This is a genomic window from Peribacillus sp. FSL E2-0218 (assembly GCF_037992945.1).
Lineage (GTDB): Bacteria > Bacillota > Bacilli > Bacillales > DSM-1321 > Peribacillus > Peribacillus simplex_B.
In genome coordinates this window covers 168,513-189,905 of record NZ_CP150304.1, presented here as the reverse complement: position 1 = coordinate 189,905, position 21,393 = coordinate 168,513, and the positions used below count along the sequence as shown (strand labels likewise).

The window sequence follows — 21,393 nt, the reverse complement described above, 5'->3', positions numbered from 1 at the left end:
CCTTAAATGATGAATAAGTCCATAAATTCGTTTACCTTCAAGTTCGAAAGAGCATCGGGCTCCAAGCATGCTTCCTGAATTCGGATTTGCTGTTTGTGCGAATAGTGCGTACTAATGTTATCAATGAATTTATTGGTTATTTTCGGAAATGCTTCTTCTCTTCTAAACCGGTGCCCAAGCGGATATTCGCATTCGACGAACTCCGATACCGATCCGTCCTTATAGTAAATTTGGATGGCATTGGCGATCGAGCGCTTGCTCGGATCCAGATAATCCATTGTGTATTGCTCATTTTCGACGATCAGCATCTTATTCCTTAAGCGATCGATTCTCTCGTCGGCCGCCGCCTCATCCTCATAGTGGTCAGCTGTCACATCGCCGTGGATCAAACCGACTGCCGTAATATATTGGATGCAATGATCGCGATCGGCCGGATTGTTCAATGGCCCTTCCTTATCAATGATGCGAATGGCAGATTCATGTGTGGTGATTTTGATTTTATCTATTTCTTCAAGGCGATCCTTCACTTCCGGATGAAGTTTCACTGCACACTCCGCTGCCGTTTGCGCATGGAACTCCGCCGGATAGGATACTTTGAATAAGACATTTTCCATCACATAGGAATCGAGCTTGCGTGAAAGCTTCAATTCCTTCTTATTGAATAATACATCCTGGAACCCCCAGCCTGGCGCCGAAAGGGCTGTTGGATATCCCATTTCTCCTTTGAGGGCCATCATGGCCAACTGTACGGCCCTGCTTGTGGCATCGCCAGCTGCCCAAGATTTGCGCGATCCGGTATTTGGAGTGTGGCGATACGTACGCAGGCTTGAATTATCGATCCACGCATTGGATAATGCATGGATGATTTCTTCCCTCGTTCCGCCCAAAGCTTTTGTGACTACCGCCGCCGTAGCCACCTTTACAAATAGGACATGGTCTAGGCCAACCCGGTTCAAGCTATTTTCCAGCGCCAGTACGCCTTGAATCTCATGTGCTTTAATCATCATTTCCAGGACGTCTCTAACAGATAATGCTTTTTTCCCCTCTGCCATATTCACACGGCTTACGTAATCAGCCACCGCCAAGATCCCTCCCAAGTTATCAGAAGGATGTCCCCATTCCGCCGCCAGCCATGTATCGTTATAATCCAGCCAGCGAATCATGCAACCAATATTGAATGCACCCTTCACTGGATCCAGTACATATGAAGTCCCTGGAACGCGGGTCCCATTTGGAACGACCGTGCCGGGAACGACGGGTCCTAATAATTTGGTGCATTCAGGATAGTGAAGCGCTAAAATCCCGCAGCCGATTGTATCGAGAAGAACGTAACGAGCCGTTTCATATGCTTCATCGCTAATGATCTCTTTTTTCATTACATAATCCGCAATGTCTTCCAATAACACATCCGTTTGATTGATACCATTCGTTTTTAGCATTCTCATCTTCCCTTTCGTGGCAAATTTGTTTATTATAATGATGGACGTTGGTCAGAACGTCCATCTGGCGGGCTAGTAATCTACATTTCCTTAGTTGGAAATGACATTGCGGTTATGACGCTCGCCTATATAACTCACACGAGGTCGGAAGAGACGGTTGTTTGCGTGCTGCTCAATCACGTGAGCACATAAACCCACTGTTCTCGCACTGAAGAAAATCGGTGTATATATGGCAATGGGAAGGCCCAGCATATAGTAAACCGGCGCTGCATAGTAATCGAGATTCGGATAAAGGCCTTTTTCCCTTTCCATGATCACTTCCCCCGCTTCACACATTTTATAAAGACGGTCGTCCCCTTTGGCATCACAAAGCTGCTTTAATGCTTGCTTCATGATCAATGCCCTTGGATCCATTTTCTTCATATAGACGCGATGGCCAAACCCCATGATTTTTTCTTTATTTGCCAATTTCCCATCAAGCAGCCGCTCGAATTTCGCGACGGTACCCGCCTCCAATAGCATGTACATGACCGCTTCATTGGCTCCTCCATGCAGGTTGCCCTTTAGGGAAGCTACAGCTCCCGTCAAAGCCCCATATAAATCGGAAAGCGTCGAGGCGATTACTCTTGCCGTGAAAGTGGAATTAGGCATTTCATGTTCGCTATACAATAATAATGATTGGTCAAAGATTTTTTCTTCCATTGCCGATGGAACCTTGCCCGTAATCATGTAGTAAAAATTGGAACTATAAGATAGATCCTTATTCGCAAGAACAACCTCTTGCTTATTCAGGATTCGATAACTGTTTGCGACGATGGCAGGGACATTCCCTAATAATTTGTAAGCCCGCTCTCGATTCACCGAGGAGGAACGATCATCAATGTTTGCATCATATCCAGCCAATGCTGAAATGCCTGTTCTGAGAGCATCCATCGGATGTGTTTTCCCCGGCAATAGCTTTAACAATTCCAGGATAGCTTCCGGGATTTCATATTCATTTTTCAAAGCCTGTTCAAGCCGCCCCTTTTCCGCAGCATTCGGGAGCCTATCGTGAAGCAGCAAATGGACAATCTCCAAGTATCCCATCTTTTCAGATAAATCGATAAGATCATATCCTCGTATAACAATCTCACTCTGAACTGTATCCAGGAAAGATAGCTTTGTTTCAGCTGCTACAATTCCATCAAGCCCAGGGGAATAAGTTCCTTGTTCCTTCATCTTTCATTCCTCCTCTGAATAAGCTACTTTTTTGAAAGCGTTATCAAAATTTGTCGGAATCTCTTGTAATTCAACGATTTTCCCATTAAACTGACATAAAAAAAACAACTTCCAGAGGAAGCTGTTAATTTACGAAGAGTACTCAAATAAACATGAGAAATGATCAAAATTTTTCATGCCAAAAAGTCCGCAATTAACACCCCCTATCCTCGTAGGTACTTGATGCACATTAATTAGGCAGGTCTCCTGGCTTATGATCTTCGCTCTTCGAACCCTTCCCATTTCCAGTGCAGAAACAGTGGATATTTTTCGAATCGCTCCCAAATACAGTTGCGGGACAGCGTCGGAATCTAACCGACTTCCCTTTTAAGCAGATAAACAGATAAATTCATCTGCACCTATTAATTTCATTATTTAATTTTCTACTTAAATATAACAAAATGTTCCAAATATTACAATTACCTTTTTCAGTATCAAGCTCATGTTTGCATCGGCGCCTGCCTGTCCACATTAAAGGTAGCCAGGTGGTTCTTTTACCCATAACAAGCAAGTTATTAAAAATAGTTCATATTCAATTCATAACTTCTTTGTATACTACCGTTTATAATGAAGCTCAAGAAGGGATGTTAATAAATGAAACCAGAAAAAAAACAAAAAGGCTGGAGCCAGTTCATCCGATTGGTCCAACAAACGAAGCCTTCTAAAATAATGATCGGGATTGCATTACTATTAAGCTTAAGCACAACTGGCGTAAGTTTATTGGTCCCATTATTCACAAAAAATCTTATCAATGATTTCTCCCTCAGTTCGCTAAATGCGGAACGGGTCACACTTCTCGTGCTTGCCATTATCGTTCAAGCATTGGCCAGCGGATTTTCCATCTATTTATTGAATAAGATCGGTCAATCTGTTGTCGCCGGCATCCGCGATCAACTATGGAAAAAATTGCTCGTATTACCCGTGGATTACTTCGATGAACATCCATCGGGCGAAACGGTCAGTCGGATGACAAATGATACAACGGTAGTGAAAGGCTTGATTTCGGAACACCTATCCAATTTCGTCACCGGCATCATATCCATTGTCGGCGCCATGATCGTGTTATTTTTGCTTGATTGGAAAATGTCACTGTTGATGTTCATAGCCATCCCGCTCTCCGTTTTACTATTACTGCCACTGGGGAAGAAAATGCACCGCATATCGAAAGGGATGCAGGATGAGACAGCGAGCTTCACCGCCGTCCTCCAGCAGGTGCTTACGGAAATCCGGCTTGTTAAAGCATCGAATGCAGAAACCTTCGAATATGAAAATGGAAAAAAGGGAATCACCCAATTATTCCATTTTGGTTTAAAGGAAGCAAAAATCCAAGCGCTGATCGGTCCGTTGATGAGTCTCGTCATGATGGCCCTACTCGTACTCATTTTAGGATATGGCGGGATGCGTGTTTCATCAGGGGCCCTGTCAGCAGGAGCACTAGTTGCATTCATCATGTATCTTTTCCAGATCATCATGCCCATGGCGCAATTGGCAGCATTCTTTACGCAATTCCAAAAAGCTACCGGTGCCACGGAACGCATCATTGCCATCTTGGATTCTGAAGAGGAAGAAGATGCAAAGATGGAAGTTCAAAATTCCAGTCAAACCATCACGGTAGATCACCTGGATTATCGTTATCACGATGGTGAACAAGTGCTAAAAGATATCAACTTCACGGTTGAAGCAGGCAAGGTCACCGCGATTGTCGGGCCAAGCGGCAGCGGGAAAACGACCCTTTTCTCTTTGTTTGAGCGATTTTATAAACCACAGCAGGGCTCGATATCCATAGGCGGGACATCGATAAATGATTTCACGCTTTACTCATGGAGAAGCCAAATCGGCTATGTTTCACAGGAAAGTCCGATTGTATCCGGTACGATTCGTGATAATATTTGCTATGGAATCGACCGGGATGTAACAGATGAGGAGTTAAATCAAGTCGCTAAAATGGCGTATGCAGATCAGTTCATTTCCGATCTTCCAAATGGCTATGATACGGAAGTTGGCGAAAGAGGGATGAAACTCTCAGGAGGTCAAAGGCAACGGATCGCCATTGCCCGTGCTTTTTTAAGAAACCCCAAAATCTTGATGCTGGATGAAGCCACCTCCAGCCTGGATAGTAAATCGGAACATGTCGTTCAACAGGCATTGAATGATTTGATGAAAGGCAGGACAACGATCGTCATTGCCCACCGCTTATCGACCGTTATTGGTTCCGACCAAATCATCTTCCTCGAAAAGGGGAAAATTACAGGCAGCGGAACACATAAAGAGCTATATGAAACGCATGCATTATACCGTGAATTTGCACAGCAGCAATTACACAAGCTCGAGCTTGCTTAATTCATTCACCGAAAGGACGGAAGAAGGATGACAAAGATATTGATCGTCGATGATGATGCCCATATCCGTGAACTGATCCAGCTCTTGTTAAGAAAAGAAGGATTCGATCTGTATGTCGCCCCGGACGGACTTCAAGCATTGAGCATGATGGAGAAGGTGAAAATCAATTTAGCCATCATCGATATCATGATGCCTAACATGGACGGATGGCAATTATGCAAGGAATTGCGTGAGTTCAGTGATATCCCGGTGTTAATGCTGACGGCCAAGGGCGAAACATCGCAGAAGGTGAAGGGATTCGAACTCGGGGCCGATGACTACCTTGTTAAACCATTTGAACCGATCGAATTGGTCATTAGAATAAAGGCCTTGTTAAAACGCTATAAAATCACCAGCTCCCAAACATTGAATATCGGTGATTTACAAATGAACCGCAACACACATCAGCTGTCATTCAAAGGTGCAGAATATACGATCCCACTTAAAGAATTCGAAGTGCTATTTAAATTGGGAAGCTATCCTGGAAAAACTTTTTCAAGGGAAGAACTCATTGAAGACATATGGGGCTATGACTATGAAGGTGATGAGCGCACCGTCGATGTTCATATAAAAAGAGTGCGGGAGCGGTTCCCTGAAACAGGATTCCCGTTTCGGATCCGGACGATCTGGGGATTGGGCTACCGGTTGGAGCTAACCAAATGAATGTCGCCTTTTTTAAACGCATTCTTGGCTTTTTGACATACACTTCCGTTTGTTTTTCAGCAGGTTACTTTATCATTCAGCTATTGCCTGTAAAGCTATCCAGTTATGTCCAGTATTTACTGACAATCCTGACCAGCATCGCGATCATGATGCTCACAGGTTACCTGATCCATGCCTTCAGCCACAATAAACGCGTAAACATCTACTTGGAAATCATTCATGCATTAAGGAAGATTGCCAATGGCGATTATGATGTCCAATTGGACTTGAACACAGGTAAGAAAAACGAAATGACGGAAATCATAAGCCAGTTCAACCATATGGCCAAGCAACTCAAGCAAATGGAGGAAATGCGCCAGGAATTCATCTCCAACGTCTCACATGAAATCCAATCGCCGCTTACTTCCATTGTAGGGTTCGCACAAGCGCTTCAATCAAATAAGCTGACAACGGAGGAAAGCAATCATTACCTCCATATCATTGAGACAGAGAGCAGGAGATTATCCAAATTGAGTGATAATCTTCTGAAGCTTACCTCCCTCGAATCCGAGCATCACCCTTTTGAAAGGGCGAACTGCCGGCTTGACCAGCAAATCCGCTCGATCATCTTGGCTTGCGAACCGAATTGGCTCGAAAAAGAACTCGAAATGGATATCTCCTTGGAAAAGGTTTCGATCTTCGCAGACGAAGATTTAATGAGCCAGGTATGGACCAACTTGATTCACAATAGCATCAAGTTCACCCGGCAGCATGGCACAATCACGATCAGGCTCCAACAAATTGATGATCAAGCTTCGATCACGATATCCGATACCGGCATCGGCATTTCAGAGCAAGATCAGTTCCACATTTTCGAACGATTCTACAAAGCCGACCTCGCACGGGAACGCACAAAAAGCGGCAGCGGCCTAGGGTTATCGATCGTGAAAAAGATCATTGATATGCACGATGGATCGATATCCGTCAAAAGCGAACTCGAAAAAGGGACGACCTTCACGATCCTGCTTCCGATTTCGTGAAGGACACCAATAACCAGCTGACTTGTCAGCTGGTTTAAATCTAATTGTAGAGTTGCGTTTAGAATGTTATCCGCCAATAGCTTTTTGAGGAACATTTTTGAAAATCATTTCAATTCTTTATATTTCAGGAAACCAAGCATTTCGGAGCACGGCAATTCCTTCTTCGATCTCCTCTTCAGAAAGTCCGCCAAAACCGAGCATCACCAATGATGGCTCCGTCTCCTTTCCATCCAGCCAATAAGAAGACGTCTCATATACCCTCACTCCAGCTGCTTTTGCCTTGTCCACCAATTCTGCTGTAGACGTATTTTTAACCTTCACCAACAGATGGACTCCCGCCTTTTGGCCGATGATTTCCACGAGGTTCCCCATATGCTTGTTTAATGCAAGTATAAGAGTTTGATGCTTCTTCTGGTACACTTTTCTCATTTTCCGAATATGGCTTGTAAAGTGTCCCTCGTTCATAAATACATATAATGCTTTTTGAATGATCGGCGAAACCGATTGGCTATAAAGACTGCATCTGTGATGATATACCCCCAATAAACGTTCAGGCAAAACAATATAACTCATTCGTGCTGCAGGTAAAAATGATTTGGAGTAGGTACCTAAATAGATGACGCTCCCATTCGTATCCAAAGCTTTTAAAGATGGGATTGGTTGACCTTGATATCGGAATTCACTGTCATAATCATCTTCTATGATAAAGCTGTCATTATGCTTGGCCCACTCCAATAATGACAACCGTTTCTGGATTGGAAGCACCATCCCATAGGGGAATTGGTGGGAAGGTGTAATGTAGGCAACTTTGGCTTTACTTTTCCTTAGCCTTTCTATATCCATTCCATCCTGTTCAAGACTTATCGGTTCAATGGACCATCCATGATTGTTGAAGACGGCTCGGGAACCGCCATAACCTGGATTCTCCATGGCGACGGATTGGCCTTGGGAATGGAGCAATTGAAGAATAAGGCTGAGTGCATGCTGTGTTCCTGAACAAATCACGATTTGCTCCATCGAGCAACGGACCCCTCTTGATTGAAAAAGATAATTAGTCAATTCAGTACGAAGACCAACATCCCCTTGTCTTGGCCCGTACTGCAATAACTGTTCAGGTTCCTCCAGTAACGCTTTATTCAAGCACCGCTTCCAAAGCTGAAGCGGAAAACTTTCAATATCAATGTCTCCATATTTGAAGTCATACTTAACTGGTGTGTCATGATCGACCGATACTTTGGGATTCATTTGCTGCTCTCGGGAAAAGGGTGACAGAACCGATTGCTCCAAAGGTAGCACTGTTAGCCCGATTCTTGGTCTGCTTTCCAAATAGCCTTCCGCCACCAATTGCTGATAGGCATTATCCACCGTATTTTTACTGATCGTTAATTGGGCTGATAAATAGCGGATCGAAGGTAAGCGGGCCCCCTCCGGTATATCGCCCTCTTCTATCCCTTTTTTTATGTATTGATACAGCTGAACATATATGGAAACGCCATTCTGCTTATTTAGTAAAGGATTAAGCTCTAACATAGTACCTCCAGCTGTCCCTATCCGTTTTAAAGAAACTGTCACTTTTTAGATGGACAATATTTTAATACACTCATTATATCTTATTTGCAATAAAGGAGAGATGGCCATGAAACAATCCATTCGATATAGGCAAAGATCCTGTACGAATCAAGCACAAATCAGCGATTTCTTATCAAAAGCACAAACTGGCTTTCTAGGTTTGGTAGATCAAGAAGAACCTTACGTCATTCCCTTGAACTTCGTCTGGAATGAAGGAAGCTTCTTTTTTCATGGCGCAGCTGCAGGAAGGAAAATAGCCATCATGAATACGAACCCCCATGCTTGCTTTACAGTAAGTGAAAATTACGGAACGATGGTCGATCCCATCCCAGCAAAAACGGATACTGCCTTTATGAGCGTTATCGCGAAAGGAATCGTCGAAATCATTAATGATTTGGATGAAGCTGTCATTGCCATGCAGGCTTTACTGGATAAATATGTACCGAACTACTATGACTCCCCCTTATCCAAAACACATGTGGATAAATACCGCTCATCCCTAGGTAGCAAAACCGTCCTATTCAAAATCACCCCTATCACGATAACGGCAAAAGAAAATGGACTGGATGAACAAAAGAAATACTTTCCTGGGCGAACGATCCATGATTGAACATACAATAATATCTTTTTTAATAATCCATTCATGATAAAATCAAACAAATGAAACGATTACATTTAGGGGGAAAGATGGGGATGACAGAATTGAAGGACTGGAAGAATGGTGCCCACGGACATAAATTCATCGCTTCTTTTAGCGGAGGAAAGGATAGTGTCCTAGCTCTTCATAAAGCGATGAAAGCCGGTGAAGCGGTCGGACTGATCGTCATGCTGGAGGAAGAAGGGAAACGGTCCAGATCACATGGAATGCCGCCTGAACTCATCCAGGCCCAAGCGAGATCGATAGGCTTGCCCGTATACACGGCCGCTGCCAGCTGGACAGATTATGAAAAGGAATTCATGCGCCTTTTGGAAAAAGCTAAAAACAATGGAGCTGAAGTGTTGGTGACCGGGGATTTGGATATGCCTGAACACGGCTGCTGGAATGATAAAGTTGCTGTGAATGCTGGATTGAAGCTCGGGATGCCCTTATGGGAGATGGACCATCGCGAAGCTGTCGAAGAGTTCATAAACCTAGGATTTGAAACGATGATTGTAACGGTGAATCTTTCACTAGGAATGCGTGAGGACGACTTAGGCCGCACGCTGACCCATGAATACGTGCAGGAGCTTGTAGCCCGGGGAATCGACCCTTGCGGAGAAGGCGGGGAATTCCATACCACAGTAATTGATGGGCCGCTCTTCCAAAAACCGATCGCTGTTCGCAAAGGTGAAATCCTCAAGGACGGCGAATATGCCTTTTTACCTTTGGAGCTAGCTGAGAAGGTCGATAGGGAGATTAAGATATTCGAGTAAAACCCTTCATAAGCTCCGTGGGCGGTATTTATAAGCAGGCAAGCTCACAAAAAAATGCTGTACCATGAATCAAGCCCAAAAGCTTATGTTTTGGGCTTGATCCTTTTCCTCGAAATCCTGTAGATGCTTTTATAATATAAAGTGTTAAGAGAATAACTACATAAATAAAAACAAGATAATGTATCTATCAAAGAATTTAACAAATTCACTTTGAAAATGGTTATTTTTTCTTACTTTTATAAATAGGTAAGTTGATATAGATAGAAATAATATTAAACCAGTTATCGTGGTAATTGGAGACACCATTACTTTAATATAAGTTTCAGTAACCTTTACCGGGAAATGCATGATGATCCATTATTTCATTCACTAAAAAATGAAAAAAGATAGCCGGTACGATACTTCCCGTATAGATGGTTAAGAGTGCAAAAGAGATACCCATGACAAATGCAAAAAACAAGTTTCCCACCGTCATATGATATAGGCTAAAAATAAGAGCACTAAAAGTATGGCCGGCTTTATGTTCATTCTCTGATATTGTTTTAATAATATACCTCTAAGGAGAATTTCTTCACTAATCGCCACTGAAAAGCCAATCATGATAGTGCTGTAAAAACTTATGTTTTCTTTACTCTCCATAAGAGTACCAACAATTTTTCCGGCAGTAAGTCATTTGCCCTTTAGTAGATAATATTGGGTCCTATCAAAAAACATAGTGAGCATGTGAGCGTGATGCCCATTAGAATACCAAGAAGAATATATTTTATATGTACCTTTTTTAGCCTAATGCTGGATAGAGTTATTTTTTTCTTTTTCAAGTAAACAAAAAGCATATAGATAATAATCAGTTTACTTATCAAGAAAAATGATAGCTTGCTTATTTGCAAAGAAAGTTCTTGTAATATAAGTTGTGAAAAAGGAAAAATAATCATAATTAGTATCGTTATATATAATATAAAGCGATGAGTTTCCTTAATATCAGTATTCATTTTTACCCCTTTGTAAAAAGACTTCTAAAGCTACTTTTCCATTTCTTTGTTCTGTTTAATGGGAAAGGACATTAGAAAAGGAGGAGATTCTACAGAATTATTATACCTACATCTTATCAATAACCAAGGCATAAGGAGTTTCAAATTTGGAACACCTTAATTCATAATAAAATATGGACCATATTCTTTTTCGTGTGTCATAATAAATGTCCATTTTCCCTCCCAATCCAAAACATAGATATCGCCGTAATACATATCTAAACGATCATGAGGTAAATCTTCAACCACTAAACTTTTTGCATCTTCTATTAAATATGCCTCTTCTATAAATTGATAAAAAATCGCACACTTTTTCTTATGTTGATTTTTGAAAAGCTCTACAGCTTCCATATTAACGGCACAATTGGTAGCTCCCCAACTACATAAATGCCATAGGAAACTATCTAAATAAATACTATCCTTCTCTGCATTGGTTAAGTGATTGGCAAAGGTATTTTCCCATGACTTACGCAAATATTTACCCCATTTAGGAATTTCCAGTATTTTTAATTCTTTTCTAAAGCTCATACTTATCCTCCCTCCCTCGAATGACTGGCTACACTCTTTTCAAAAAAATAAAAATAACCTCTATCAGCCATAATGCCGAAGAGGTTATTTACATTATCTATCATCAAACTTTTTTACAATGCGACAACAATTACGCTGCACTCATTCCAAGCTTACTCAACCGTTACACTTTTTGCAAGGTTACGTGGTTTATCCACGTCGCATTCGCGGTGCAGGGCGGCGTAGTAGGCGATGAGCTGCAACGGGATAACAGAGATAAGGGGTGTTAATAGTTCGTGCACTTCCGGGATGACGAAACGATCATCCTCTTCTTCAAGCCCCTTCATCGAAATGATGCAAGGGTTGGCGCCTCTCGCAACGACTTCTTTGACGTTGCCGCGGATGCTTAAGTTGACGCCTGCTTGCGTGGCAAGGGCGATGACGGGTGTGCCTTCTTCTATCAAGGCAATCGTTCCGTGTTTAAGCTCGCCGCCAGCAAAGCCTTCCGCCTGGATGTAGGAAATTTCCTTCAGCTTGAGCGCGCCTTCCAGGACAACATAGTAGTCAAGGGAGCGGCCGATGAAGAAGCAGTTTCTTGTAACGGACAGGTATTCATGGGCAATGGCCTCCATCTCTTCTTTCGAGTCGCATAGGGCTTCCATGGCTGTCGCTACGATTCCAAGCTCTTTTACAAGGTCGAAGTCATATTCCAGGTTACGGAATTGGCCAGTTACATTTGCAAGTATGGACAACACGGCCACTTGAGCTGTATAGGCTTTTGTTGAGGCAACGGCAATTTCAGGGCCGGCATGCAGCAAGAGCGTATAATCCGCTTCACGTGATAATGTGGAGCCAGGTACGTTTGTAATGGTCAGGGCTTTATGGCCGAGTGCTTTGATCGAAACCAATACGGCACGGCTGTCAGCCGTTTCCCCGCTTTGCGATATGAAGATGAAAAGTGGTTTTTTCGATAATAACGGCATATTGTATGTGAATTCCGATGCCACGTGGACTTCAACCGGAATTTGAGCCATATTTTCGAGGAATTGCTTACCAATCAATCCTGCGTGATAGCTAGTTCCGCAAGCGATGATATAAATGCGGTCCGCCTCACTTACAGCTTCAGTAATATTATAATCGATTGCAAGTTTGCCTTCTTCATTTTGGTACGCTTGAATGATTTTACGAATGACAGCAGGCTGCTCGTCGACTTCTTTCAGCATATAGTGAGGGTACGTTCCTTTTTCAATATCACTTGCATCCAGTTCGGCAGTATATGGAGCACGCATAACTTCTTCATTGGAAAGATTCTTGATCGTTACCTTTTCCTTCGTCACGATGACCATTTCTTTATCCATCAGTTCAAGGAACTGATCTGTGACTTGCAACATGGCCATTGCATCCGAGGCGACAACGTTAAAGTCTTTTCCGACACCGATCAGCAGCGGGCTTTTATTTTTCGCGACAAAAATGGTTTCATCATTTTTGGTATCCAATAGGGCAATCGCGTATGATCCTTCCAATAACGTGAGTGTTTGACGGAATGCTTCTTCCACTTCCATGCCATCATTTACGAACTTCTCGATAAGTTGAACGATGACTTCCGTATCCGTTTCACTTTTAAAGGCAACATCCTGCAAATATTCACGCTTTAGAATCGCATAGTTTTCAATGACCCCATTATGGACTAATGTCAAGCGACCTGAATTGCTTTGGTGAGGATGGGCATTTTCGCGGCTTGGAATACCATGAGTGGCCCAGCGCGTATGTCCAATTCCCGTATGTGCAACCGTATTTTCGTCCACGGCTCCACGCAGGTCGGCGATTCGTCCCTTTTCCTTAAAAACCGTTACGCCCGATTCATTCTTCACGGCAATACCAGAAGAGTCATATCCGCGGTATTCGAGCTTTTCAAGGCCTTTTAATAGGATTTCCTTCGCATCATTAAGTCCAATATATCCAACAATTCCACACATAATTTCCGTTCCTCCAACCGATCCGAGGGAACAGGAATGCACGGGGGCATCCCTGCCCCCTCATCTCTAATATATATTTTTTATTAAGGAAATGCCCAAAAGCATTTATCCCATTGTGCATTTCCAATCCTTTGTGCAGTAAGTTGCCCCACTGTTTTAAAATTGGAATTACTGCGGCTGTGCACTTCAGCCGGGAGGTATCCGCCGAACATTCGATAAACCTCCTCCTCGTCAACTAAGCCATTCTCGACCAGGCTCAGTTCAGGCGCTTTTGTCAATCATTTCTCTCCTTGCCTACCCTCCTTTTTGATACAACCTTCATTTTGAAGAGCGGTTGTAAATCAGGATAATCATACCTTAAACAAGGGACAAAGGTCAATTCTTTATTATCATGGCTCATGAAAAAAACCATTCTTTATAAAAATATGCATAAAAGGATTTTTCGTTCCTTTTATGCATAAGATTGGTTATTCGTTCAATCCCATTTCCGCTCTAACAACTGCGACGATGCGATCGACATAATTCGTGCATTCCTCAGCAGTCGGTGCTTCGGCCATTACACGTACAAGCGGTTCAGTGCCGGATGGTCTCACCAAAATGCGGCCATTCCCGTTCATTTCCGTTTCAACCTCCTTAATGACTGCCTGTACCTTCTCATTATCGGTAACAGCATGCTTATCGGTTACTCTGACATTGATAAGCGTTTGTGGATACTTCTTCATCTCACCGGCAAGCTCGGATAGGGTTTTTTTGGTATCACTCATGATATTAACCAGCTGTAAGCCCGTCAATAGACCATCACCCGTCGTATTATAGTCGAGGAATATGATGTGTCCGGACTGTTCACCGCCAAGGTTATAGCCGCCTTTTCTCATTTCCTCAACCACGTAGCGGTCTCCCACTGCCGTTTGGGCACTTTGGATATCATGCTCTTCCAGGCCTTTATAAAAGCCAAGGTTGCTCATGATTGTAGAAACCACAGTTCCTTGTTTCAGGCGATTATTTTCTTTCAGGTATTTCGCACAGATATACATGATTTGGTCGCCGTCCACTACATTTCCCTTTTCATCGATGGCAATGACGCGGTCCCCATCCCCGTCGAAAGCAAGGCCAACATCCGCCCCTTTTTCTTTCAGGAATTCAGCAAGTGCTTCAGGGTGGGTCGAGCCGACCTTATCATTAATGTTCAGGCCATTTGGCGATGCGCCCATCGTGGAGATGTCCGCATCAAGGTCCGCAAACAAATGCATGGCCAAGGAAGACGTTGCTCCATGTGCACAATCAAGCGCAACATGTATGCCCGTAAAATCTTCGTCCACAGATTGTTTCAGGTACTGCAAATACTTTTGACCGCCTTCGAAATAATCGTTTATATGGCCTAGATCGCCGCCGACGGGACGAGGAAGTTCATCCTTATCCATATCCAACAGTGTTTCAATTTCCGCTTCTTGATCGTCGGATAGCTTGAAGCCATCAGGTCCAAAGAATTTAATGCCATTATCGGCGACTGGATTATGCGAAGCTGAAATCATGACGCCAGCTTCAGCACTAAGGGCCTTTGTCAAATAGGCAACTCCCGGTGTCGAAATGACGCCAAGGCGCATCACCTCTGCCCCAATCGATAAGAGACCGGCAACAAGTGCACCTTCCAGCATTTCACCTGAAATGCGTGTATCGCGCCCTATTAGCACTTTGGGTTTTTCTGTATTTTTAGTAAGGACGTAGCCACCAAAACGGCCTAGTTTAAATGCCAACTCCGGTGTTAATTCGCTATTCGCTATACCCCTAACTCCGTCTGTTCCAAAATATTTACCCATCTTAATCGCTCCTTCTTTAGATCTTACTGAATTAAATGATGTTAAAGGAAGTTCATGTCTCTTCGTCTTTTGGAGTTATGGAAACAGAGATCGTTTTAGAACCCAGCTCCCAATCCAATCCCGCAGGCGCATTTACCGCCACATCCACATCATGCGTACCTTCATCTAAATTACTTAAATCTACTGTAAGATTAATGTCGTCTTTCGTGATATTCTTCAATTCGTCGGCCTCGCCTTGAAGCGTGATGCTCGTGGCATCGGATTCCAATTTAGCATCTTGGCCCTCCTGTATGCCCACAGGCTCTATTTTGACATTGTTGAATGTCTTGGATTCAATGGCAGCCGGTTCATCTTCTTCGACTGGTTTTTCTTCCGGTTCATCTTCTTCGGCCGGTTCTTGCACTACCTCTTCATCATCGACTGGATCTTCAGTCTCCTGATCGACATCGACTTTTTCCGTGCGAATTTTGACCTTGGCCTTACCTAAGGACATTTTTTGAACACTTTCCGGTTTTGTAAGATCAAGCTCCAGTTCTGTATCCCCATCAATTTTGGAGATATTTACAGGAAGCTTCAATTGACTTATTTTTTCCAGGTTCGACTCCGATCCAAATAAGGTGACCTCGGCAGGGTCGACACTAATGCTCTTAATCCTGATGCCATCCTTTGCCTTCCCGGTTTGCTTTGGTGCGATGGAAACCGTTTTGGAAGGGATGCTCACCTTCAAGGAGACGGCAACTGAAGCAGGCTCGATCGTCACGTCCAACTTATTCAAGTCCCGGTCAAGTGCCTTGACGGTTGCTTTTCCGTTTACCGTTTCGTTCAGGCCCTTGCTTATTTCAAGGTTTGCCTTAACATAGGAAATTTGTTCGATGGCGTCTTTAGCGCCCGTTATTTTGACCGTTTGCGGGCTCACTGTCGGCTGCCCAGCGGTATACCCATCTTCAAGCAAGGAGGTATTATACTCAGCCTCAACCTTGAAATCCTTCGTCACTCGTTCCTGAACATTGACTTCTGCATATTCCGGATCGATTGTCGCCACCAGCTTTTCATTCAAATCACTTATTTTGAATGTGACCGTCCTATTCCCCATTGAAATTTCGGGATCTGACAGGTCTACATAAACCTTGAAGCCCCTCTGGTTTTTAGCGTTGATCAATAGGCTTTTTGCTCCCTTTAAAGTCACATCCACCGTTTCCGGCACTCCGCTTACCACTAGGTTTTCACGGTCATAATAGACTTCAACCGGCACATTCTCAATGGTCTCCGTACTGATTTCGGGGGCAGTGGATAAACCAAGGGATTTTTTATCCGACTCCATCTCAAAGTTAATGGAAATGAACAGAAGTGCTGCCAAGGCAAACGCTACGATTCTCATAAACCACGCACTATTGGTGAATTTATCCATTCTTTTTCCCCCTCCAATTCCAGATACCTGAGGAAGTTGTTTTGATGTTCTCCACTACGAGCTCACTTGTCAGCATCGCCCTGAAAGATTCTTGATCCAAATCCCTGTAGAGCTCACCATTTTTAGTAACCGATATCCCGCCCGTTTCTTCTGAAACGACAATCGTGAGACTATCAGTCACTTCGCTCATGCCGATCGCGGCCCTATGCCGTGTGCCGAGTTCTTTTGAGATGAACGGGCTTTCCGATAAAGGAAGGTAGCAGGCTGCAGCGGCCACCTGATTATTCTGCAGAATGACCGCACCATCGTGAAGCGGCGTATTAGGTATGAAAATATTAATGAGCAGTTCTGAAGAAATATAGGACTTTAGAGGAATTCCCGTTTCAACATAATCCCCAAGCTCCGTTCCCTTTTCTATCGTGATCAAGGCCCCTATCCGCCTCTTCGCCATATATGTGGACGCCTTCAGGATTTCTTCTACTAAACGCTCTTGCTGATTCTCTTCCGGTACGGTGCCCCTTGAAAAGAGCTTACCGCGTCCCAATTGTTCAAGTGCCCTTCTCAGTTCTGGTTGAAAAATGACGAGAATTGCCAATACTCCCCAATTCATGACTTGTGCCATTAACCATCCAAGTGTATTGAAACCAAACAGGTTGCTTAAGCTTTTTACAATGACAATCACAAAAATTCCTTTTAGCAGCTGAATAGCCTTCGTGCCTCGAATAATAGTTAACAATTTATATATCACAAACCAAACAAGGAGAATATCAATGAAATTTACTACATAGTCCCAAACATTCAAATTGGATAAAGACATGTTGTTTCCTCCAGTCAGTATTACTCCAAATAACAATTACAATCGTTATGTAATAACCTTAATAGTATACCATTTTTTAAATGAGACTTCTAAAACTAGTGTGAGAAATTTACTTGGCCGACTTCGGCACACGTAAATAATTGTCCCTCCCCACCCTTAAAAGGAAAGCTGAGCGGAGTTCATCGCATATGAAACACGATGTCCCCGCTCAGCTCTATAGCTCCTATTCGTTTTTCCCCTCATGCGAAGGAATCAATGAGGTTGCCGTATCCTTGACCTTATACCACATCCACTCGAAAGCTTGGTCAATGACATGGATGCTTCCTGTCACATTTCCTGCCTTGGACATATACTTATGTCCATTTATGACTGTGACATCTCCCTCTACTTCACCATCTATTTGGATATTGCCATTTTGAACCACGACATTCCCCTCGATTGTTTCACCAGCAGGCACAATGACCGTTTCGCCTTCAACCACTAAATTGGGCTGCTTGGATACCGAAAAATGTTCGTCCTGATTATAAGTGGAAAAAACGGAGCCGGTCATCAAAATAATGAACATGGCTGCCGCTGTCATGAAGGGATGGCTTTTAAACCAGCGTTTGGCACCCGTTGTTTTCGTTTCCTTTGGCAATTGAGCCATAACCTTCGCTGTGAAATCATCCGGCGCCTTAATATGGGAAGTGCTTTGTACAAGGGCTACCGCCTTTTTCATTTCATGAAAGTATGCTTGGCATTCCGCACACTCATGCAGGTGCTCACGCAGTATTTCTTTATGCTCCGGTTCGATGTCTTCATCTAAATAATCATGCATATATTCAATGATTTCCTCATGGCAGTTCATTTTTCTCACCTACTCTTTATAAATGGCGTAGTTGTTTACGCAAGGCTTCCCGACCACGATGTATTCTTGTCTTGACAGTGCCGACTGGCAAATCGAGTATTTCACTTATTTCCTTTAAAGATAGCTCTTCAATATACTTCAATACGATGACCGATCGATATTTCTCGGGCAATTTCATGATTTCCTCTTGAATCGTTTCCTGCAGTTCTAGAGATTCAGCCTCTTCCTCGGGCTTTGCCATATTCGATGCAAGCTGGGAGTACATATTTAATCCCTCTGTTCCAGCAACTTCAGCATCGAGATAATAATCCGGTTTCTTCTTACGAAGGCGATCAATACAAAGGTTAGTCGCAATGCGATATAACCATGTAGAAAATTTCATGTCAATATTGAAGCTGCGGATGTTCACGAAGGCCCTAACGAAAGCCTCTTGCGCCAAATCTTCAGCTTCTTGCCTGTTTCCAAGCATCCTGAAACATATCTGGAAAACTTTGTCCTTGTATATTTCGACAATTTCTCCAAATGCATTATGGTCTCCCTTTACTACTTGATTAATTCTCTCTTTAATGAGTGCATCCATTTTCCAGTATTACCCCCGCTCATGCGGCTATACGATTATTACGAATCGTAAGCTAAAAGGTTTCAAAATTTTAATACATTAATTTTAACAAAGTTTTACATTTAATGTTTAAGAAAAAAAAAACAGGGTTATATAGTAAGAAATTGTAAAATTCAAGGGAGTGGATCTCTTTATGACTGCTGAACAAATTTTAGACCATATTGAACAATACAGACAAAAAATGATGATGTTGGCTTCCCGCTCTTCGATGGTGGATAATGAAGTGGTTGAAGTAAGCAGCAAACTCGATATATTGATCAATCAATACCTTCACTTAACAAAAGGCAGGAGTCTTAAGGACAGACGTGCCCTTTGAAAATGAAAATGTGTTTGCAGCCATTTATGTTTAGAAATGTTCCAATTACATACACCCAGGAAAATAAACTTACGCCTTCTAGCATATAAAAAACAGTAACCCATTACAAGCAGGTTACTGTTTTTTTATATTTCATCGATTATAATAGCTTTTCACCAAATAGGGAACCCATTAGCGCAACGGCAACGATCGCCGTTTTATTTCGCTCATCCAAAATCGGATTCACCTCAACGAACTCCGCCGAAGTAATCAAATCGGCTTCCGCTAGCATTTCCATCGCCAAGTGACTTTCCCGATAACTAATGCCGCCAATAACCGGGGTCCCTACACCTGGAGCATCTGCCGGGTCAACCCCATCCAAATCGAGTGATAGGTGGACGCCGTCTGTTCTTTCCCTTAAATACTCTATGCATTCTTCCATGACCCGTGTCATTCCGATACGGTCGATTTCATGCATGGTGTAGACTTTAATTCCTTTATCACGTATAAGCTCCTTTTCCCCCTCGTCCAAAGACCTTGCCCCGATGATCACGATGTTTTCAGGTTTCACCTTAGGATAGGAACCATGGATATGGATTAGGTCCGGGTGCCCAAGCCCCATACTGACAGCAAGCGGCATTCCGTGAATATTCCCTGATGGCGACGTGTCCTCCGTATTTAAATCTCCATGGGCGTCGTACCAAATCACCCCGACGTTATCATGGTGCTTAGCTACTCCCGCGAGCGTCCCTATCGCGATTGAATGATCTCCACCCAATACGAGTGGAAAAGAGCCGCTTTCGATTATTTCATCTACTCTTGCAGCCAACTCACTATTACTCGCCGCAACAAGTGAAAGGTTTTTTAAATTCGTTCCAGGATCGTTGGCATTCTCAGGGCGGCCCACCGCGATATCTCCTAGATCCTCTACTTCTATATTTAAATGTTCAAGGCGCTCGATAATCCCTGCACAGCGAATTGCACTAGGTCCCATATCCACGCCGCGCCTTGCTTGACCTAGGTCCATGGGCAATCCAATGACTGAAATTTTCTGAATAGACATACAATTCCCCCTTTCCCTCATTTTATATCGTAAACGCCTTATGGTTCAACCGGACACTCCCATGTATAAAAATGCAGGCTTCCCCGTTCCTCCCCTGCCGATCATAGTGATACAAATAGGCTTTTTAAAATAAAAAAAGCCTTAAGCCTGGCAGGCTTAAGACGTAAGTTTTGGTGTATGTAGATAATGGTGGAGCCTAGCGGGATCGAACCGCTGACCTCCTGCGTGCAAGGCAGGCGCTCTCCCAGCTGAGCTAAGGCCCCAAAGGGGTTATGGAATATAAAGCGGAAGACGGGATTCGAACCCGCGACCCCAACCTTGGCAAGGTTGTATTCTACCACTGAACTACTTCCGCATATGGCTGGGCTAGAAGGGATCGAACCTTCGCATGACGGAATCAAAATCCGTTGCCTTACCGCTTGGCTATAGCCCAATATATGTTATGTATTGATTATATTCAACAAAATAAAAAGGTGGTAATCATATATTTCCCCATTAAAGAGAATATATAACTAATCCACAGGATTTCATTGAGATGGTGGAGGGGGGCAGATTCGAACTGCCGAACCCTAAGGAGCGGATTTACAGTCCGCCGCGTTTAGCCACTTCGCTACCCCTCCGCAATATATGGTTGTACATGGTGCCGGCAAGAGGACTTGAACCCCCAACCTACTGATTACAAGTCAGTTGCTCTACCAGTTGAGCTACACCGGCAAATAAAGGTTAAAATGGTGGAGGATGACGGGATCGAACCGCCGACCCTCTGCTTGTAAGGCAGATGCTCTCCCAGCTGAGCTAATCCTCCGGATTTTAAAATGATGAATGGTGACCCGTACGGGATTCGAACCCGTGTTACCGCCGTGAAAGGGCGGTGTCTTAACCGCTTGACCAACGGGCCGGACTTTATTGTGTTCATAGATAGATTGGGAAGCTCCCAAGCGGATTCGAACCGCTGACCTCTTCCTTACCATGGAAGTGCTCTACCTACTGAGCTATGGAAGCATATGGCTCCGCAGGTAGGACTCGAACCTACGACCGTTCGGTTAACAGCCGAATGCTCTACCACTGAGCTACTGCGGAATAATATAATGTTTCCTAAAACCCATTTAAAGATTCAAATGAATAGCCTGGCAACGTCCTACTCTCACAGGGGGAGACCCCCAACTACCATCGGCGCTGAAGAACTTAACTTCCGTGTTCGGAATGGGAACGGGTGTGACCTCTTCGCCATCACTGCCAGACCATATTCATTTTTGAAGAATTTTCATTCCTTCAAA

At 43.5% G+C, this 21,393-nt stretch carries 18 protein-coding genes, 9 tRNA genes, 1 rRNA gene and 1 riboswitch; of the genes, 6 read left to right on the top strand and 22 right to left on the bottom strand.

Annotated elements, in window-relative coordinates; all coding sequences use genetic code 11:
- Window positions 1-2 precede the first annotated feature (2 nt).
- Together prpD and mmgD are read right to left on the bottom strand one after the other, a co-directional pair.
- Window positions 3-1,439 (bottom strand): 2-methylcitrate dehydratase, encoded by a 1,437-nt coding sequence (gene prpD / locus MHI53_RS01070; RefSeq protein WP_340372581.1) that lies wholly within the window; start codon window positions 1,437-1,439, stop codon window positions 3-5.
- 90 nt (window positions 1,440-1,529) lie between these two features.
- Entirely contained in the window at window positions 1,530-2,657 is a 1,128-nt protein-coding gene (gene mmgD, locus MHI53_RS01065) for a citrate synthase (protein WP_340372580.1), read from the bottom strand.
- A gap of 218 nt (window positions 2,658-2,875) precedes the next feature.
- Window positions 2,876-3,074, bottom strand: a riboswitch (cobalamin riboswitch).
- Between the two features lie 216 nt (window positions 3,075-3,290).
- On the opposite strand from mmgD, the gene MHI53_RS01060 reads away from it, so the two are divergent.
- The 3 genes from MHI53_RS01060 to MHI53_RS01050 are packed head-to-tail and all read left to right on the top strand — an operon-like array spanning window position 3,291 to window position 6,757.
- A complete protein-coding gene (locus MHI53_RS01060) occupies window positions 3,291-5,036 on the top strand; it encodes an ABC transporter ATP-binding protein (protein ID WP_061143812.1) in 1,746 nt (581 codons plus the stop codon).
- 27 nt (window positions 5,037-5,063) lie between these two features.
- A complete protein-coding gene (locus tag MHI53_RS01055) occupies window positions 5,064-5,738 on the top strand; it encodes a response regulator transcription factor (protein ID WP_061143813.1) in 675 nt (224 codons plus the stop codon).
- Window positions 5,735-6,757: a HAMP domain-containing sensor histidine kinase gene (locus MHI53_RS01050; protein ID WP_340372579.1), complete on the top strand. Its 1,023-nt coding sequence runs from the start codon at window positions 5,735-5,737 to the stop codon at window positions 6,755-6,757. Before MHI53_RS01055 ends, MHI53_RS01050 begins: the two co-directional genes overlap by 4 nt.
- A gap of 117 nt (window positions 6,758-6,874) precedes the next feature.
- Here the strand turns inward: MHI53_RS01050 and MHI53_RS01045 are convergent, their stop codons facing one another.
- On the bottom strand, window positions 6,875-8,287 hold the full coding sequence (locus MHI53_RS01045) for a PLP-dependent aminotransferase family protein (protein WP_340372578.1): 1,413 nt from the start codon (window positions 8,285-8,287) through the stop codon (window positions 6,875-6,877).
- Between the two features lie 106 nt (window positions 8,288-8,393).
- Here MHI53_RS01045 and MHI53_RS01040 point away from each other — a divergent pair, with 106 nt between their 5' ends.
- Together MHI53_RS01040 and MHI53_RS01035 are read left to right on the top strand one after the other, a co-directional pair.
- Window positions 8,394-8,936 carry a pyridoxamine 5'-phosphate oxidase family protein gene (locus MHI53_RS01040; protein ID WP_340372577.1) on the top strand — a complete coding sequence of 181 codons (543 nt, stop codon included), beginning with the start codon at window positions 8,394-8,396 and terminating at the stop codon, window positions 8,934-8,936.
- Window positions 8,937-9,019: 83 nt separating this feature from the next.
- Window positions 9,020-9,739 (top strand): diphthine--ammonia ligase, encoded by a 720-nt coding sequence (locus MHI53_RS01035; protein ID WP_340372576.1) that lies wholly within the window; start codon window positions 9,020-9,022, stop codon window positions 9,737-9,739.
- Between the two features lie 1,145 nt (window positions 9,740-10,884).
- Here MHI53_RS01035 and MHI53_RS01030 read toward each other — a convergent pair.
- The 8 genes from MHI53_RS01030 to sigW all read right to left on the bottom strand — a co-directional run bounded on the left by MHI53_RS01030 (window position 10,885) and on the right by sigW (window position 18,719).
- On the bottom strand, window positions 10,885-11,295 hold the full coding sequence (locus tag MHI53_RS01030) for a DUF4275 family protein (RefSeq protein ID WP_340372575.1): 411 nt from the start codon (window positions 11,293-11,295) through the stop codon (window positions 10,885-10,887).
- A 152-nt stretch (window positions 11,296-11,447) separates the two neighbouring features.
- A complete protein-coding gene (glmS, locus tag MHI53_RS01025) occupies window positions 11,448-13,250 on the bottom strand; it encodes a glutamine--fructose-6-phosphate transaminase (isomerizing) (protein WP_340372574.1) in 1,803 nt (600 codons plus the stop codon).
- An 83-nt stretch (window positions 13,251-13,333) separates the two neighbouring features.
- Complete coding sequence (locus tag MHI53_RS01020; RefSeq protein WP_100530926.1) at window positions 13,334-13,528, bottom strand: hypothetical protein; 195 nt, start codon at window positions 13,526-13,528, stop codon at window positions 13,334-13,336.
- 189 nt (window positions 13,529-13,717) lie between these two features.
- A complete protein-coding gene (gene glmM, locus MHI53_RS01015) occupies window positions 13,718-15,067 on the bottom strand; it encodes a phosphoglucosamine mutase (protein WP_061143821.1) in 1,350 nt (449 codons plus the stop codon).
- A gap of 52 nt (window positions 15,068-15,119) precedes the next feature.
- A complete protein-coding gene (locus MHI53_RS01010; RefSeq protein ID WP_340372573.1) occupies window positions 15,120-16,475 on the bottom strand; it encodes a CdaR family protein in 1,356 nt (451 codons plus the stop codon).
- Entirely contained in the window at window positions 16,468-17,292 is an 825-nt protein-coding gene (cdaA, locus tag MHI53_RS01005) for a diadenylate cyclase CdaA (RefSeq protein ID WP_061143823.1), read from the bottom strand. The genes MHI53_RS01010 and cdaA overlap by 8 nt, the downstream gene beginning before the upstream one ends.
- Window positions 17,293-17,515: 223 nt before the next feature.
- The gene (locus MHI53_RS01000) at window positions 17,516-18,139 is read right to left on the bottom strand and encodes an anti-sigma factor (protein ID WP_061143824.1); all 624 of its coding nucleotides are present in this window, start codon (window positions 18,137-18,139) and stop codon (window positions 17,516-17,518) included.
- Window positions 18,140-18,155: 16 nt separating this feature from the next.
- On the bottom strand, window positions 18,156-18,719 hold the full coding sequence (gene sigW / locus MHI53_RS00995; RefSeq protein WP_100530923.1) for an RNA polymerase sigma factor SigW: 564 nt from the start codon (window positions 18,717-18,719) through the stop codon (window positions 18,156-18,158).
- Between the two features lie 172 nt (window positions 18,720-18,891).
- On the opposite strand from sigW, the gene MHI53_RS00990 reads away from it, so the two are divergent.
- Complete coding sequence (locus MHI53_RS00990) at window positions 18,892-19,074, top strand: aspartyl-phosphate phosphatase Spo0E family protein (RefSeq protein ID WP_061143826.1); 183 nt, start codon at window positions 18,892-18,894, stop codon at window positions 19,072-19,074.
- 139 nt (window positions 19,075-19,213) lie between these two features.
- Here MHI53_RS00990 and rocF read toward each other — a convergent pair whose 3' ends face one another.
- The 11 genes from rocF to rrf form a co-directional block, all read right to left on the bottom strand.
- On the bottom strand, window positions 19,214-20,116 hold the full coding sequence (rocF, locus tag MHI53_RS00985; protein ID WP_340372572.1) for an arginase: 903 nt from the start codon (window positions 20,114-20,116) through the stop codon (window positions 19,214-19,216).
- 187 nt (window positions 20,117-20,303) lie between these two features.
- Window positions 20,304-20,379, bottom strand: a tRNA-Ala gene (locus MHI53_RS00980).
- Between the two features lie 20 nt (window positions 20,380-20,399).
- Window positions 20,400-20,471, bottom strand: a tRNA-Gly gene (locus MHI53_RS00975).
- Between the two features lie 3 nt (window positions 20,472-20,474).
- Window positions 20,475-20,549: transfer RNA gene (locus MHI53_RS00970), tRNA-Gln, on the bottom strand.
- Between the two features lie 103 nt (window positions 20,550-20,652).
- Window positions 20,653-20,736: transfer RNA gene (locus MHI53_RS00965), tRNA-Tyr, on the bottom strand.
- A gap of 18 nt (window positions 20,737-20,754) precedes the next feature.
- Window positions 20,755-20,830: transfer RNA gene (locus MHI53_RS00960), tRNA-Thr, on the bottom strand.
- Window positions 20,831-20,845: 15 nt separating this feature from the next.
- Window positions 20,846-20,921 (bottom strand) — tRNA-Val (locus tag MHI53_RS00955).
- An 18-nt stretch (window positions 20,922-20,939) separates the two neighbouring features.
- Window positions 20,940-21,014 (bottom strand) — tRNA-Glu (locus MHI53_RS00950).
- A gap of 31 nt (window positions 21,015-21,045) precedes the next feature.
- A tRNA-Thr gene (locus MHI53_RS00945) sits at window positions 21,046-21,118 on the bottom strand.
- A gap of 3 nt (window positions 21,119-21,121) precedes the next feature.
- A tRNA-Asn gene (locus MHI53_RS00940) sits at window positions 21,122-21,196 on the bottom strand.
- Window positions 21,197-21,241: 45 nt separating this feature from the next.
- Window positions 21,242-21,357, bottom strand: a 5S ribosomal RNA gene (gene rrf, locus MHI53_RS00935).
- Window positions 21,358-21,393 lie beyond the last annotated feature (36 nt).

What these genes read in the sequence shown, in the direction of transcription:
- MHI53_RS01035 (WP_340372576.1), top strand. Translation starts at nt 9,020, where the DNA reads ATGACAGAATTGAAGGACTGGAAGAATGGTGCCCACGGACATAAATTC.
- mmgD (WP_340372580.1), bottom strand. Translation starts at nt 2,657, where the DNA reads ATGAAGGAACAAGGAACTTATTCCCCTGGGCTTGATGGAATTGTAGCA.
- MHI53_RS00990 (WP_061143826.1), top strand. Translation starts at nt 18,892, where the DNA reads ATGACTGCTGAACAAATTTTAGACCATATTGAACAATACAGACAAAAA.
- MHI53_RS01050 (WP_340372579.1), top strand. Translation starts at nt 5,735, where the DNA reads ATGAATGTCGCCTTTTTTAAACGCATTCTTGGCTTTTTGACATACACT.
- glmM (WP_061143821.1), bottom strand. Translation starts at nt 15,067, where the DNA reads ATGGGTAAATATTTTGGAACAGACGGAGTTAGGGGTATAGCGAATAGC.
- MHI53_RS01030 (WP_340372575.1), bottom strand. Translation starts at nt 11,295, where the DNA reads ATGAGCTTTAGAAAAGAATTAAAAATACTGGAAATTCCTAAATGGGGT.
- glmS (WP_340372574.1), bottom strand. Translation starts at nt 13,250, where the DNA reads ATGTGTGGAATTGTTGGATATATTGGACTTAATGATGCGAAGGAAATC.
- sigW (WP_100530923.1), bottom strand. Translation starts at nt 18,719, where the DNA reads ATGGATGCACTCATTAAAGAGAGAATTAATCAAGTAGTAAAGGGAGAC.
- MHI53_RS01000 (WP_061143824.1), bottom strand. Translation starts at nt 18,139, where the DNA reads ATGAACTGCCATGAGGAAATCATTGAATATATGCATGATTATTTAGAT.
- cdaA (WP_061143823.1), bottom strand. Translation starts at nt 17,292, where the DNA reads ATGTCTTTATCCAATTTGAATGTTTGGGACTATGTAGTAAATTTCATT.
- MHI53_RS01010 (WP_340372573.1), bottom strand. Translation starts at nt 16,475, where the DNA reads ATGGATAAATTCACCAATAGTGCGTGGTTTATGAGAATCGTAGCGTTT.
- MHI53_RS01040 (WP_340372577.1), top strand. Translation starts at nt 8,394, where the DNA reads ATGAAACAATCCATTCGATATAGGCAAAGATCCTGTACGAATCAAGCA.
- MHI53_RS01045 (WP_340372578.1), bottom strand. Translation starts at nt 8,287, where the DNA reads ATGTTAGAGCTTAATCCTTTACTAAATAAGCAGAATGGCGTTTCCATA.
- rocF (WP_340372572.1), bottom strand. Translation starts at nt 20,116, where the DNA reads ATGTCTATTCAGAAAATTTCAGTCATTGGATTGCCCATGGACCTAGGT.
- MHI53_RS01060 (WP_061143812.1), top strand. Translation starts at nt 3,291, where the DNA reads ATGAAACCAGAAAAAAAACAAAAAGGCTGGAGCCAGTTCATCCGATTG.
- MHI53_RS01055 (WP_061143813.1), top strand. Translation starts at nt 5,064, where the DNA reads ATGACAAAGATATTGATCGTCGATGATGATGCCCATATCCGTGAACTG.
- prpD (WP_340372581.1), bottom strand. Translation starts at nt 1,439, where the DNA reads ATGCTAAAAACGAATGGTATCAATCAAACGGATGTGTTATTGGAAGAC.